The organism is Streptomyces griseus, assembly GCF_001715295.1.
Lineage (GTDB): Bacteria > Actinomycetota > Actinomycetes > Streptomycetales > Streptomycetaceae > Streptomyces > Streptomyces griseus_G.
The window spans coordinates 1598140-1614157 of the sequence record NZ_MDKB01000001.1 but is presented as its reverse complement, the minus strand read 5'-3'; the positions used below and the strand labels follow the sequence as shown (position 1 = coordinate 1614157).

Below are 16018 nucleotides of genomic sequence, written 5' to 3'. Positions count from 1 at the left end.
ACCCTCGTCACCATCCCCATGATCATCGCCATGTACTACCACACCCGCACCAACCGACCCGACAACACCACCGCACCCTGCACCTGCACACCCAAACAACCCAACCCATGACCACGAACACCAGAAAACCCTCCGGTTACGTATCCCTTCTTCTCCTCCTCACCGGGACTTTGCTGTTCTGGATGACCGTGCCGAACCTCGGAAACGCCGCCAGAGCCGCCACCGCGAACGGACCACGGGGTACCTTCACCGCGACCCGGCTCGTATGCGCCGGACACGCCGGACACACCACCTGCGAATGGTCGGGAACCTTCCGGTCCACCGACAACACCGTGCACAGCACGGGCGTCAAACTCTACGGCAGCGGCCCGGACACGTTCACAGCAGGACAGACAGCACCCGCCGTCGATGTCGGCAACCCAGGACGCGTCTACGACCCCACCGGCACCCATACATGGATCATCACAGTCGCACTGGTGATACTTGCCTACACACTCCTCGCAATCACCGCGTACCGGCATCTCATCCCCCGAGGCAACAGACCCACCCCCACGACATAGACCTCACACTGCGCTCGCGTTGTCGCAGGTCGGCGAAGGACTGAACGTTCGACCGGACGCTCCGTGCCGGCCCAGCCGAAGCCGATGCGGCGGGTGACATCGAATGGCTCGTCACGGTCTACTCCCCCTTGGCCGGGCTCACCGACATGCGGCCGAAGCCCGAAAGAGGGCTCCGGGAGCCGGGAGTCTGCCGGTCCGGAGCCGGTTTGACCAGCAGGATCGATCCACCTGGCCTGCGCCGGCCGGAACCGTCCGCTCGGCTTCAGTCGTCACGGGCGGCACCACCGACAACTGCTCCCAGTTCACCGTGGGAGGGAACAGCCCGGGTGCACCGATCGCACCGGGCCGTTCCCTCGACCGGACCGATCACATCCCGGGCGCCAAGGGCTCCGGCCCGGAAGCGATGCCCGCCCGGCTCCTCCGCCGCCGGGGCATCGCCCACACGATTCCCGAGCGGGCCGACCATGTCCGCGACCGAGCCCGGCGCGGGAACTTCGACTGCGGGCTCACCGGGCCTTCGGCCGCGGGGCACACAAAAACCTCAACGGGCTGAAAGAAGGGCTTCAGCCCCTTGAAGCAATGGCGCGGCATCGCCACCCGCTACGACAGGACCGCCGACTCCTTACGAAGCAGCCGTCAACCTCGCCTCACTCCCGATGGGAGCGTGACGCCTGACGAACCAACTCAGCCCTCGTCCTCGTCCTCGTCCTCGTCCTCGTCCTCGTCCATGCTCTCGCACCCGGAGTGGAACAGCGCGGAGAAGCTGGGGTGCTTCGTCAGGTCGCCGTACTTCGGTGCGAACTCGTAGGCGGCCCACTCGCCGTCCGGCCCGACGTCGGTCGGATCGAGCAACCAGTAGTCCTCTCCCCGGGCGATCTCCACGGACCGGCGGAACAATTGAACATCGTCCTCGTTGCCGGCTATCGAGTCGTAGATCTCAATTACGCGTCTGCCGGCATCGCTGTCCCGCATCCACAGGACACCGCCGCACGGATGGACACCGTCCACCCAGGCGTCCAGGCGCGTCCACCCGTCGCTCGCCAGGAAGAACCCCCGCAGGCTCGGTGGAAACCGCACCCCGAGCCGCTCCTCGGACGCCACGAGAGCTTCCTCCCGCGCAGGTACTTCACCCAACCACAGCTCAACCCGCCCTCCAGCATCCAGAACCTCCAGCTGATCGTCGTCCAGCAGATCGACCAACTCTTCCTCGTCGGCACGAACCTTCACGTACAGCTCGCCATATCGCTCCAGGAAGACACGCCACTCCTCCGGCGTGGTCAGAACAGCGGCAACTTCATTTTCTTCAGGCTCAGTTGTCTCACTCACGCCGATGATGATGCCAGGTGGCTATGACAATGCCGGTGATCGGCGACCGTACCCGGTGCGAGGACCAACTCAGGGGGTCACTCTCCGACGTGGACGTGACCTTCTGATGACAGCGCTGAGGGATGTCCCGCTGGTCATCCGAGGCGTGGTACGTCACCCGGCGAACGTGAGGTTGTGTAGACGGGCGACGCCGAGCGCAGCGTGGTGGACCACGTCACTCTTCAACCGGCACTCGGCACTCGGCACTCGGCACTCGCGAAGAATCTCGCACGTCTCCCTGCGAGCGAAGCCGTGCTCGACGCGAGCGCGGATGCGGCCGTGGGAACCGCAGGCTGGGAAAGCCGGGCCCACACCTGACCCCGGGTGCGCGTCCCGGGCGGTGAGCGCTACGTCGATGGTGGTGCCAGGCGTACCCCCGGCCCGGTGGCCAGCCCCAATGATCTTCGCGTCGAACCCCGGCAGGGTGGAGGTGTCGACCCGAAAGCAGAAGGAGCCACACGATGGACCGGAAGATCTCAACGAGGGTGCGCAGGGGCCTGCTGGCCATGACGGTGGCGGGTGTCGCAGGTGCCCTCCTGACCAACGTCGCGCTCGCCCAGCAGCCGGTGGGCACCTCTTCGCGGACGGGTAAAGACACCGCTCTCCAGAAGAGCCTGGACTCACTCGTCAGCCAGGAGAAGTTTCCGGCCGCCCTCGCCTACGTGAACAAGAACGGCCGCACGACCACCCTGGTCGCAGGATCGTCCCGGCTGGGCAGCCACGTCCCGGTCCCGCGCGACGGGCAGGTCCGCGCCGGCAGCAACACGAAGACGTTCACGGCGATCGTCGTCCTGCAGCTGGTCGCCGAGGGCAGAGTCCAACTGGACGAGCCGGTGGAGACCTATCTGCCCGGCGTAGTACGCGGCGAGGGCATCGACGGCCGCCGGATCACCGTCCGCCAGCTGCTCCAGCACACCAGCGGGCTGCCCAACTACACCGAGCACATCGGCGTGGAGAACTTCGCCAAGGTCCAGAACAAGTTCTTCCACCCTCATGACCTCCTCGAGGCGGCCCTCTCCCATCCTGCACAGTTCCCCCCGGGCACCAAGTGGGAATACAGCAACACCAACTACCTCCTGGCGGGCCTTCTGATCGAGCGGGTGACCGAACGCCCCGTCCAGGAGGAAATCACGCGGCGTGTGATCAAAAAGGCAGGCCTGCGCCACACCTACTGGCCCCAGCCCGGTGAGCGGGCCCTCCGCGAGCCGCATCCGCACGGGTACGCGCTCAGCAGCGCGGAGAACGGCAGGGTCATCGACGCGACGACGATGGACCCGTCCTGGGGCGGGGCCGCGGGACAGCTGGTCTCCACCCCGCGCGACCTCGCCGAGTTCGACCGCGCACTGCTCGACGGCGAACTGCTTCCTCCTCGGCAATTGGCCGAGATGCGCACGACCGTGGACGCGCCGCTCATGCCCGGTTGGAGGTACGGACTCGGCGTGTTCAGCGTCCCCCTGAGCTGCGGAGGCGTCTACTGGGGGCACGGCGGAGACATCGACGGATTCGAGACCCGTGGCGGCGCCACGGACGACGGCCGTTCCGTCGGCATCGCGGTGACCGCACTCCCGGGCACGTTCGGGGACGCCGAGAAGGCGGCACGGGCCGTCATGTCGGCCACCGACACCGCGTTCTGCGCGTGACGGCGGCGTTCGGCCCGGCGACGACGGGTCTGCCGACCGAGCGCGATCATCTCTGCCGGCGCTGACCGCGGCGGGCCTGCCCCACGCAGGCCCGCCGCTTGCGCGTTCCCGCGACCCCCGGCCGGACGCACCCGCGTGTGGCGACGCCTTCGCTCCGTACGCCCGGCACAGCTGTGCCGGGTCGTGATCGACACCGAGAGGAACCGGCATGACGAAATCCACATGACAGCCGCGTGTCCGGCGTCCCACGGGACCATACCGCGCCGCGCCAGTTTCCTTTCTCCGGACCGTTCGTCGGACGCAGCGCCGGAGTGGCCGAACCTGACAAGGTGCTGGGCTCTGCGGATGGGGGCGGCGGGTCGGCGGGTGTCCTTCTGAAGACCGCGTGCAGGGGTGGGCAGACAGGGGTGCGACCCAAGCATGGGCCGGAGGGGGTGAACGGCCGGACAACGGTCCGGGGCGCGCCCATGAACCCTGGTCGAGAGTCGGCCCGCACACCGTTCGGGAAGCCCCCGGCGGGAGGCTTGTCTGCTTACGATCCGTTTCACCTGCACTTCGGCCGGCGATGCCCGTCCGGGCGTACACGGCTCCTGGAGGAGAGGGCCCATGACCGTCACACAGATGGCCGGACCGTACCGCTCGACCGTCCGTGCTCACGCACGGACGGTCGAGCTCACGATCCCGTGCCTGCCCGCCCACGGTGGCGGGCGCCCCGGGGCACCGGCGACCCGGAAGGGGGGCCGGGCGTGAGCGGGGTGTACGAGGCGGATCCGAGCGGTCTGCGGCGCAGTATCGAGGAGATGAAGAGCCTGCCCGCTCTGGCGAGGCGGATGGTCCAGGACTTCCGGCACCAGGAGAGTGCCTACACGCCATGGCCCGGCTGGACGGACGATTTCGCTCGCCAGGTGCGCCCGCAATACCAGCGGAACAACACGTACTGCGCGGACATCGTCCAGGGACTGTACGAGGCCCTGGACGCGCTGGTCTCGGCGACTCTCACCAATCTGGAGAACATCGAGAGCACCCGCGCCGACGCCACGGACCGGATCGAGGCCCACGGGAGAAGGGTCCACGAGCGCCCTGGGGCCACCGGCGGGCAGGGGAAGCACTGAGTGCGGGAGATCGATTTTCCTGACGACGTCAGGAGGATGCTCTGGGTCCTGCTCGGTGAGATGCCGGTACAGGCCAGGGAGAACCTGGCCTGGGACAGCCGGGATCTCTATCTCGACCTGGCGAAACGAGTACTCGAACTGCGTGACGCCGTGAGGCAGTCCGTACGCAACGCCGGCCGCGCGCTTCCGCAGGACGTCGCACGCGGCTACACCCAGGGGCTGTCCCTGCTGACGAACGACGGAGGGACCGACCGGCTCCAGGGGTTCGTCGACCAGCTGGACGACATGGCGCGCGGTCAGATCGACTACTCGATGAAGATCCAGGAGTCGAAGTGGGAGATCATCGCCGAGGTCGTCATGCTTCTGATCGAGCTGGCCGTGCTGGCCGCCTTGGCCTTCTTCACCGGCGGTACGTCGGTATCCCAGATGGCGCTGGCGCGGGCCCGCAGCCGGCTGGCCCTGCTGATGATCATCGACCGGCTGCTGCGGATGACCCATCTCGCGCCCGCACTCAGCCAAGCTTTCGCCGAGACGATCCAGATGCTGACGGTCAAGCTCGCCCAGATAGCGCTCAACCCGCCGGGCCGCAAGCCCTCGGGCATCGACTGGGGAGATGTCGGTAAGGCTGCGGCATTCGGTGCTCTCGGGGGTGTCTTCGAGAGCGTCCTGGGACGCGCCTCGAACACGTTCAGGAACTGGTTCAGGAACGGTGGCGGCCCCTCCGTCGGACATCCGAACTTCGACGTCCCGAAGTGGCATCCCGTCGTCACCAGGGGACTCAACGACGTCTACGACGTCCCCGCGGCCTTCGTCGTCTCAGGTCTCGGTGAAAGCCTTGCGGAGGTACTGGTCACCGGCGCCTTCGACGGGACGTGGGAGTTCACGTGGGAGACCTTCGTGGGGTCCGGCACCAGTGGGGTGTTCGGCATGTACGCCGAGTCGGCGATCGGCGGAGCGGCACTCCGGCTGAACAACAAGTTCCTCGCCCCGGCGGTGGCTCCCGGCGAGCTCAACGATCCGCCGCGAACGGGCACTGCCGACGACAGCGGTGCGCCAGGTACGCGTGCGGTGCCACCGCCCACCGGGCCCGGAGCGGGTCCCGGCACCGTCACGGGGAACGATCTGCCCCTGCCCACGGTGTCCGCGGCCACCGCGCCCGTACCTGCCCCGATGCCGTCGCCGGTGGCACCGCCCGCCTTCCTGTCCCCGGCGGGGACCCCACCGTCGGCCTCGGCCGGCCCCGCCACGGCAGCCGGCACGCCCACGGTCGCCACGGCGTCCGCGCCACGGCCGGCGCCCACGCCGCCCGCGGTGCCGACGGCCTCCTCGGCGATGTCCTCGCCCCCGTCGGCGTATCCGAGGACGGGGCATGAGCCCGGCCCGACGCCCGCCACGGCACCGGCACCGGCACCGGCACCGGTGCAGTCGGGCGGTGCCCGAAGCGGAACGTGGGACACGTTTCCGCACGGGAGTGGCGTGCCGGATTCCGGTCCGGCCGCGCAGCGGACCGGGCTGCCGCCACTCGTCCCGGCCACCTCGGATCAGACGACAGGGACGGCGGGGCCTTCCGAGGCGCATGCGCCCGCTCCGTGGCCGGTGGACGTCGACACACCGTCGGCCCCTGAGGCGGCACGACCCCCGACTGCCGGGCGAGGTACGGCAGTCGGGGGCCCGGAGTGGTCGGCCGAGGCGAGAGAGCTGAGCGGTGAGGGCGCGGACGCGGTGTTCGGCCGCGAGCCGTGGGGGCAGGCGACCACCGTGCCGCACGCGGCGCCGCCGTCCTCTCCCTTCGTCGCACCGGCCGCATCTGCCCCCGCCTCGTCATCCCCGACCAGTTCGCCCCCGACGGCTTCCGCCTCGCCCGTGGGGAGAGCAGCCGACGTGGACCGGACGGGTCCGGCCGATGGCTCCGGTCAGGAGGTCCCTGACGGTTCCGAGGCTGCCGGTTCCGGGGCAGCCCGATCCGGGGCCCCCGGCAGCGGGGCCCCCGCGTCCCACACCGCCCGTGGCGGGTCCGACGCTCCGGGTACCGGCGGTGGCCCGACGGTGGCATACGGAGCTGACCTCGCGCCGGCACACGCACCGCCCGCGTTCCCGGGAGCCGCCCGGGCCGTGGCACCGCTGTCGTCGGCTCCCACCACCCCGGCAGCGGGCGCGCCGGGCCTGCCCTCCCCCGTTCCCACGTCGTCCACGGCTCCGCCGTCCGCCGCCGCACCCGTATCCGGCCCGGGCGCGTCCGCGCCTTCGCCGGCCCCTTCCGCGCCGTCGTCGCCGGACATCCGGTCCGCCGAGCAGCAGGAGCCGACGGGTGCCGGGGCAGCGGACGGTCCGCAGGTCGTCGGCGGGGCCGGGACGGGTGGGCCCGAGGGCCCGGGGTCACCCGCCTGGGAGGCGGCGCGTGCCGGGGCGGTGCCGGACACACGCTCGTCCACCTGGGTCGATCCGCTGTCGACGCCTCCTGACCCGCAACGACCGGGCCGTACGACGCAGTTCGTGGTGCAGTCGAAGTTCGACGTACGGCGTTTCGAGGCAGGCGGCGAACTCTTCACCGACCTGACGGTCCAGGTCGGCGTCGGGGGTTCCGGTGGGCTGCCGCCGGGCGTGTGGGAGAAGGTTCTCGCCGGGGTCGAAGCGGTGTTCAACGCTCCCGGTCACCGGCTGCCGAACGGCGACCTGCTGCACGTGAGCGTGGAGCAGGTCGAGCACGATCCGCACCCGCACGGGCTCAACGTCCGCCTCGTCGGCCGCGACCGGCAGATGACGCGGTCCGCGTGGTGGGCGGACGGGGATGCCGTCGACTACGCGCACGAGATCGCGCACATGCTCGGTCTGCGCGACGAGTCCCGGCACGCCGTCGCACCTCACCGCCCGGACGTCGGGGGAAGCCTTATGGGGGACTACCGGCGTCCCGCGCCCGAAGGGCTCGCCCAGGGCGGCCTGCGCGGGCGTCACCTGGACCTGATCGCGGCACAGATCGGGGACCCGCCCGCCCTCCGGCCCGCCACCGCCGGTTCCACTCCCTCGACGCCGGCCTCTGCCGTGACCCCGCCCGCGGGCCCGGCCCCCGGCGTCTCCCCCGCGGCCCTCATCCCTGCCGTCGCAGGCGCCCCGTCCGCCGTGCGGCCGGCCACGGCCGGTGCGGAGCCGTACGCCCCCGTCCTCCCCGGCACCAGGCCGCCCGTCCTGGACCGGGACATGCCCCGGCCGCTCGGCGGGCGGCGGGAGCCGGTCGGCTTCGGCAACGGCACCCGGATGCCCGCCTACATCGACGACGTCGTGGAACTTCTCGCGGACGCGCCGTCCGACGTTCCGCTCCCCCTGGTCCTGGGTGGCATGACCTTCGGGCACAGCGACGTCGCCCTGCGCGGCAAGCAGCAGGCACTGGCAGAGATCGGCCGCGTGCTGTCGCAGGGGGGCGGCACCGTGCGTCCGGCACCGTCGAAGAAGGGCCGGCCGGCCGGATCCGCCCTGATGGACGACGTCGCGTACGCGTTCACGCACGAGCCCAAGACGCTGGCCGGGGACGGACGCGTCTTTCCCTACACGGCCGAGGACGGCAGTGTGCGCATGCTGGTGCTCACCGTGCGCCACTACGGGGAGTGGGAGCAGTTCACCGATGCGTACGGCAGTCCTGTGAAGGTGGACGGGATGCACCGGTCGGTCGGGGCGGCGGGGCAGAGCAAGACCATGCAGTCGGTGACCCAGCTGGCGCTGGGCGGGCCCGTCGGGCCGGCGGGGACGGTGGCCTTCAGCGGCTTCGGGCGGATAAGTCTACGGCTGGGCTGGACCGACCGGGTGGCGTACGGGCAGACCGAGCAGGGCACGACCCAGACGGAGACCCGCTCGCTGGACGGCTCACGGGTCTACCTGGACCACGTGTACTACGAGCTGCGGGTGACCGACGCACAGGGCCGGACCGTGACCGGCATCGCACCCGCCGTCTTCGGATTCGCGATGCGGGACGGGCTGTCCGTGCGGCTGCCGGACAGTGTGACGAAGACGAAGGCCGCCCCCGGGCGGATCCCCCGCTCCCTGGAACTCGACCGGCAGTCGTCCTACCGGCTGGTGCGGACGGAGGGGTTCGGGCCCGTCTCTCGGATGCGGGACTGGGCCGCGGCCGAGATCGGAGTCGCCCCGGGCAGCACCGCCTACGCTGAGCTCAACTCCTTCTTCTCCTCGTTGAGTTTCCAGCGGCAGAGTCCGGCCCTGTCCCGAGGCCGCGTCACCACCGTTCCGCTGTTCGCCGACGACAAGGCCCGGACGCCTCTGGGTGTCTTCGTCGTCGACGTCGTGCCGGGGCGGGCGACGCTGATCACCGAGACGGCCGACGCCGAGATGCGCGACATCAACACCCTGACGGTGCGCAACGAGCGCAGTCTTCAGAAGACGGCGGCGATCGGCATCGACGGGGTCGCGGGCCCGGCCTTCAACTTCTTCGACCTGGCGGACGGCGTCCTGAACCTCCGGCTCCAGTTCGGCGTGGCGTTCCGCCATCTCTTCTCCGTGTCGCGCACCGCAGGGCTCGGCGGGTCGGGGGCGGTCAAGTCGGCCGGACAGGTCAAGGGCGATCCCACCGGTCTGTACCTGGTGCGCAAAACGGTCCACGTCCAGCTCAGCGGCAGCACCGGACGGGCCGGGCAGTTCCACACGTGGAGCGTCGACCGGATGACCCGCACGGAGGCGCGGCGGCTGGCCGGGTGGGACGACGGGCTGCGGCGGGCGGTGCGGGCAGGGGTGCCCGAGCCGTTCGCCCCCGCGTACCTGACCCGGGACCGGCCACCCACCCTGGGCATGCACCGGGTCGAGGAGTTCACCTTCGCCGACGGCAGGAAGACGGGCGGGCCGGGCCCGGCGGGGCAGCCCCGCACCCTTCTGGACACCTTCGCCGACGAAGTGCTGACGGCGCTCGCGGCGGCCTATCCCGGACTCGTCGCACGACTCGATCAGTTGGCGCCGCCGGAGCGCAGGACGTGGCGGGAGCGGACGGCGGCCCTGCTGGGCCCGTCGGGGCCGGACGCCGTCACCCCTCCGGTGTCCTCGCGGTGGCGCAGCGACGACGCGTACCGCACGGCACTGGCCAACACCCTCGAGGTGCTCGCCGCGCTGTCGCACCGGAGCATGGCCGGGAATCTGGAGGCGCTGACCACGACGGGGATACGGGTCCGCTTCGTGGAACCCGGCCAGGTCGGGCAGGGTCACCGCTACATATGGCTGCGCGGGGAGCTGACCAACCGTCGTTTCGTCGGCGTGCAGGACGACTTCAAGCTGCGCTACAGCTCGGTCGGTGTGGAGCGGGTGGACGGGCAGAAGAGCGCCAAGCGCCTCGGGGAGCTGGGGCTCGAGGGGCTGATCGCGTTCCGTGACCCGATGGCCGACGACATCGGCGCCCCGTACAACGCCGGCGGGCCGAGTGCGGGTGTGCGCGCGGGACGGCAGTCCGACGAGGAGACCGGCTTCGGTGCGACGGCCACGTACGAGCCGATGGCGGTGAGTGCCGGACCTTCGCACCTGTACCGCTACGACCTCTCGCTCACCGTGGACCGCGGCGGGTACTGGCGCTTCCGCGGTCTGCTGCGCGGGACCGCGACGCTGGGGCTGCTGGGGACCCAGCCGTTCGTCTTCCGGCAGCCGAGGGACCTGCTCATCGGTACCACGTCCGGTGGGCGCGCGGTCGGTGGCGGACCACGGAGGGGGCAGGTGCTCATCAGCATCCCCGGTTCGCACGCCCCCGCCGTGGACCCGCACGGCCGGGGGACGGCCGACCCGTACGCGGCCGTCGCCGCGCAGCCGGTACGTGTCCTGCGGCCCGAGCGGGCGCGGGCGCTGGCCCTGGGCGACCTGTCCCGGCCCGGCAGCCTGGTGCGCGCCACCGACCTGGTGGGCGAAGCGGGCCCGGTCACACCGGACGGCCGGGGCTCGCGGATCTTCCGGGAGTTGCAGAACCACCCGTTCCTGACCGTCGGTGTGGTTCCCTCCCCCGCACTCCTTGCGGCGCTCGGTCAGGTCATGGCCTCCGGGTCGGGCGGCGCGTGGCAGCTCACCGAGGAGGGGGCACCCACCCGTGAAGCCGTGCTCCGGGCTTTCCAGGCCCAGTATCTGACGGCCAACTTCGACCAGAGTTCCGGGCCGCTGGGCTGGACCGCGTCGGGGCTGATGGGCAAGGGCCCCTACGCCACCCTCTGGGCGACCTTCCGGCACCTCACGGCGGTGGACGGCATCCGGGCACTGACCGGAGCGGTGCCGATGGACACGGAGATGGTGCTCGGCGGCAGCGGCCAGTCGGCGGGGAAGCTCACCAAGGCCCGCACCTTCTTCACCGGCGGGCAGCTGGTGTACGCCCGCTCCCACGCGGCCGGGCCCGGGCTGCTGGGCACGTACGGTCTGGTCGCCAGCCCCTGGTCGCGGTCCGACCAGAGGAGCAGGACGGTGACCCGCTCCTTCGTCCACGACATGAACCGCAAGGGCTTCGGCCACCAGGTGCTGGTGTCGGGCACCGCCGAGCACTGGCTGGCGCTGGCGTCCAGCCTGCTGGGCTCCGCCGCCGTGGGCCGGCCGCTCGTGCCCGGCTGGCTGGCCTCGGCGGCCGGGCGGATGACGCGTGTGCCCGGCGGCTGGCTGGCCCACGTGCCGGAGAAGAGCGCGCACCTGGTGGGGCTGATCGACGACGGCATGGGCGAGGTGCCGCGTTACACCCGCGAGCGCTGGTCCCCGCAACCATGGCTCGCGGACAACAACTTCGGTACGTACGCCGTCAACGCGCTGGACCCGTCCGCCGTGCTGGCCGCGTTCGAGCGGCGGGTGGCCACGCTCGGTCTCGACGACGCAGGCCTGGAACGCGTACGCACCCTGGTCTCGTCCCGGGTCGTGCGCGCCCTGGACAAGGAGATGACGGGCGGCGGGACGTCGGTCCCGGCCCGCACCGGGGCGTGGGGGTGGCACAGCGTCCGCCTGGGGAAGCGGCAGGTGCGGATCAGGGTCCAACTCGTGCCGGGTAAGGCCGTGTTCACGATGCTGGACCACAGCGTGGAGATGGAGGAGAACCGGCGGGCGATCGAGACCGTCACCGAGAGCGCGGAGACCACGAAGGGCGCCGAGTTCGGGTACCTCGTCGGCGAGGCGGTCCACACGGAGAACGCCACGGCGGTGGCCGCGGGCCCCACCTTCACGGAGACCGGCTCCGGGCGGAAGACCAGCGGCGAGAGCCGTACCGAATCGACTCTGACCGTGTTCCGGGTGGCCTCGACGGAACCGTACGCGGAGATCGCGACGCCCTACACCCTGCGGATCACGCTGGAGGCCGACGATCCGCCTTCCGGGCAACGGGGCCCGGTGCGGGCCGGGTTCGACCGGTTCCGCGGGAAGCAGGTCATCACCGAGGAGGGCCCCGCCGGGACGCTGCGCGAGCACGTCCCGATGAGTCTGATGAGACCCGAGACCGGTGCGGACGACGGACTGCTGGAGGCGCCCGGACTGACCGGACTCGCCGCACCCCGGCCGGAACCCCCGGCGTACGCGCTGGGGCCTGACACACCCCACGGGGACGGCACACTGAAGCCCTTCCGCTTCCCCGAGACCGGCTTCGACGTGCGCCGTATCGTCGGTCTCGCCGACATCCAGGTCGCGAACACCTACGCGCTCGCCCTCTCCTACGACGCGGGGTTCTCCGTGGACGGGCCCGACGCGCCGCGCCGGGCCAGGGACACCGGGCTGACCCGGCTGGGCACCGGATCGGCCCAGGCGCTGGAGGACGCGACCGGCAACGCCGCTCTGACGGCGTACTACCACCGGGCGACCACCCCGCAGGGTTACGGCGTCCCGGGGCTGAGCGAGAAGAACATCGCCGGCGACGAGCGGGCTCAGCTCGACCTGTACGCCAAGCCCGACTTCAGCCGTGCCCGGCTGCTGACCGTCGCCGACGGCAAGAAGATGGAGGTCCTGCGGCGGACCGGGGTAGGTGCCGCGGCCTCCGTGGGCCGGGAGAACACCCAGGACTCCGCGCTCGGGGTGGGCGTGCTCATCAGCTCCGACAAGACGGGCCTCCACCAGCTGGGCGGGTCGGGCACGGGGCCGTACGCCGGCGAGGGTGAGGCGCTGCCCACCTCGGCGGACCAGCTGACCTCCATCAACACCAAGCCCAAGACGGGGCGGGTGTTCCTGTTCGCCGTCCCCACCTCCTGGCTGAGCGTCGCGGATGTACGGCGGGGTATCAAGGACACCCGGGTGGGCCGCTTCGTCGGCGGGACCTTCGGCCACGTCCGGCCCGGGCCGAAGGCCGTGAGCTCCCAGGCGTACGCCCTGGCCTGGGTCAGGGACGACGTCGCCAGGAACCTCGGACTGATCGACGACACGAACTTCCCCGCCCGGGTGGCGGCCGCGTGGGACGCCGTCACCGCGGCGAGCAAGGCGTGGGTCGACGCCGACAAGGCGTACTGGAAGAAACGGCGCCCGGCGGTCGGCCTGAAGGAGGAGCGGGACGCCACGCAGATCGCCCTCGCGGACGCGCAGGAATCCGCCGAAGGGGAGGGCCGGAGCCTGGAGGCAGCCGTCCGGGCCGCCCGGGCGCCCCGCGACGCCCTGGCCGCGGCGACAGCCCGCCGGGACGAGGTGGGCGAGCAGGTCGAGGCGGCACGGACCGACCTCGCGGCGGCTGTGGAGTCCGCCGGTGAGGCCGCTCACGACGGCTGGGCGGAGCTGCTGCGTGAGCGGATCGCCGAGGGCCGCCGGTCGCTTGCCGCGGCCGAGGAGGAACTGCGGTCCCTCGAGGCCCGGGCCGCCGTCCTGCGGGGGCCCGTGGAGGAGGCCGACCGCGAGGTGACCAGGGCGGAGGAGGCGGTGGCCGCAGCGGCGCTCCGGGTCGCGGCGGCCACCGGCCGGCGCGATGCCGCCGTCAGTGCCTACGACAAACGGCGCGCTCTGCTCGACGCGCTGAGGACGACGGCGGAGACAGCGGCAGCCGAGTACCACCGGGTGCGTGCGGCGACCGACCAGCTCACCCGCTGGCACCAGGAGGCGGCGACCGCCGAGGGGCTGGCCCGTCTCGCGGGACGGCCCGAGCCACCGGCCGTGAGCTACCGGAAGCCGGCCGCGGCTCCTCCGCCGGCCGGGCCGCGGGCCGCACCCAGGCCGGCGGTGTACACCAGGACCGGCACCGGTGACGGCGCCCGGCTGGTCTCGCCCGACCACGTCACGTATGCGTTGCACGACGTGCCGAAGGACGGGGACGCCTTCCTGCACGCCCTCGTGGAGGGGCTGAGCAGGAGCGCGCCGTACCTGCTCACCGACCTGGGGGTGGACGTCGCGGACCGGCGAGCAGCGGTGGACACGACGCGGCGGGCGCTCGCGGCCCGCCTCGTGGACCCGTCGGACGCGGACCTGCTCGACTCCGTCGCCCCGGACGAGACCGACACGTTCAGCGACGCCGAAGCGTCCGGGGCCGGGCTGCGCGGGTCCGGGCCGCTGGGCGAAGGCACCCCCGGAGGACGCGAGTTCGACGGACTGGGCGGTCTGATGCCGCACTCCGTGGCCTTGGGCCCCGAAGCCCGGGCCGCGCTGGCCGTCGCCCAGCTGATGCGCCCGGGGGACGCCCCGGGCGAGGTGGGCTGGGACCACGCGGCCGCGGACCTGCTGCCGGTGCTGGCCGCCCGGACGTTCGACGTGGACATCACGGTCGTCGACGGTGAGGGGCGCTTCCAGGACTTCGGGCCGGGCCCCTCCGACCCGACCGGGCACCTGGCGGGCTCCCTGGACGTACGGGCGGGTGGCCCGAGGCCGCGTGTCGTGCTGAGCCTGATCGGCCGCCACTACCAGCTCGCCGTACCGGACGCGGTGGTGGAGGTGAGGGACGAGGCCGGCGCGGAGACGGACGCGCCCTCGGCGCAGTCACCTGGAACGGCACAGCCCACGGGGGAAGGGGCCGATCCGGCGGACGGGACGGTCGGGTCCGGCTCCGGCGCGCCGAGGATCGAACCCCTGTCCGACGATCCGAAGCGCCTGCCCGTGACCGCCGAGCCGGAGCCGGAACAGGACCCGCCCGCCCCTCCGCGCCCGTCCGACGCGGCCAGGGGACGGCCGGTGCGGGTCCCGGGCACCGGGGAGTGCCTCCTCTTCTCGCTCATGGCGAGCGACCCGGCTCATATACGCAGCAGGCTGCCCGGCCTGGCGGAGTCCCACCCCGACGCGTACGCCTGGCTCGGCGACCCGAGTGGTGTACGCGGGGACCTGAGCCACCGCGCGGTGGTCAGGTCCGCGACCCTGTACTACCCGGGCGGTCCGGAGACCGCCGTCGTCGAGGCGATGCGCGAGGCCGTCGAAACCTACCTGACGGCGAGCGAAGGGCGGTTGCCCCACTCCGTCGTCGGGCAGCTGCGCCTGTCGACGGTGACGCAGTTCGCGGACCGGATCGCGCGACTGCACCGGGCCGGGCTCGTCTCTCTGCTCGCGCACCACGGTGTGGACGCGGAGACGCTGGTCGACCGGTCGCAGGCGGGCCTGCGCGCGGAGCTGGCCGCCGTGTACCCGACGAGTACGGCGCCCCTGGACACCGCGGAGACACGTGCGGTCCTGGACGCCGTGTCCCGCTGGAAGGACTGTTACCTCAGCGACATCGGCGAGGTGTTCCTGCCCCTGCTCGCCCACACCTTCGACGCCAGGGTCGAGGTGGCTTTCGAGGGTCGGCTGGCCGACACGCGGCGGGCCGGTCCCGTCAGTGCGTCCCGGGTGATCGAGATCCACTACAACGGGAGGGACCACTACGACGCGAGCAGCGCGGACCCGATCGTCCCCGCCCACGGCGACGGCGAGACCGCCGGCACCTCCCCTACGTCCGGGCCCCCGGTCCCCCCGCCCGTGACACCGGTGGAAGGGATGGTCACGCTCACGGAACTCGGCGCCATCGGAGTGACGCTCACTCTGTCCCAGGCCACCCACGCAGCCCTGCTCGGTGACAAACTCCCCGTCGGGGAGGTCGGACTGACCCCGGAGCAACACCGGCTCCTCCGCGCCCACCGGGGCACGCCCCACACACCCACGGAGCACTCCTCCGACTGACCGGAACCACCGGCGCGGGGTGGTCATCTGACGCCTTACGCGGTTGCACCGCGCCTGCTCAGCGGGGAACACGCAGCGTTTCGCCGAGGCCGGGCTGCCGGACCTCGTACCGGTCCAGGAGGCACTGAGCCGGGTGGAGGGCCGCCTCGACGAGGTGCGGCGCGGGCGGAGCGAGGAGATCCGGCCCGCTCCCTCTCCTCCGCCTGTGTGCCGGGAGGGCGGCGCGTGAGAGCCGGGGGAGGGAGGACGCCCGCCCGCTCGTCGGGGAGGCGTATCCGTCCTGGAGGCGCCCGTC

General features: G+C 71.9%; 5 protein-coding genes. 4 read left to right on the top strand and 1 reads right to left on the bottom strand.

Annotation, left to right across the window (positions count from 1 at the left end):
* Positions 1-107 precede the first annotated feature (107 nt).
* On the top strand, positions 108-560 hold the full coding sequence (locus tag BA175_RS06340) for a hypothetical protein (protein WP_069170199.1): 453 nt from the start codon (positions 108-110) through the stop codon (positions 558-560).
* A 684-nt stretch (positions 561-1244) separates the two neighbouring features.
* Here BA175_RS06340 and BA175_RS06335 read toward each other — a convergent pair.
* Positions 1245-1895 (bottom strand): SMI1/KNR4 family protein, encoded by a 651-nt coding sequence (locus BA175_RS06335; protein ID WP_069170198.1) that lies wholly within the window; start codon positions 1893-1895, stop codon positions 1245-1247.
* Between the two features lie 491 nt (positions 1896-2386).
* On the opposite strand from BA175_RS06335, the gene BA175_RS06330 reads away from it, so the two are divergent.
* The 3 genes from BA175_RS06330 to BA175_RS06320 all read left to right on the top strand — a co-directional run bounded on the left by BA175_RS06330 (position 2387) and on the right by BA175_RS06320 (position 15723).
* Positions 2387-3565, top strand: coding sequence for a serine hydrolase domain-containing protein (locus tag BA175_RS06330; protein ID WP_069170197.1), 1179 nt, complete (start codon positions 2387-2389; stop codon positions 3563-3565).
* A 746-nt stretch (positions 3566-4311) separates the two neighbouring features.
* Positions 4312-4677 carry a hypothetical protein gene (locus BA175_RS06325; protein ID WP_069170196.1) on the top strand — a complete coding sequence of 122 codons (366 nt, stop codon included), beginning with the start codon at positions 4312-4314 and terminating at the stop codon, positions 4675-4677.
* Positions 4678-15723 carry a hypothetical protein gene (locus BA175_RS06320; protein WP_139131372.1) on the top strand — a complete coding sequence of 3682 codons (11046 nt, stop codon included), beginning with the start codon at positions 4678-4680 and terminating at the stop codon, positions 15721-15723.
* Positions 15724-16018: the final 295 nt, after the last annotated feature.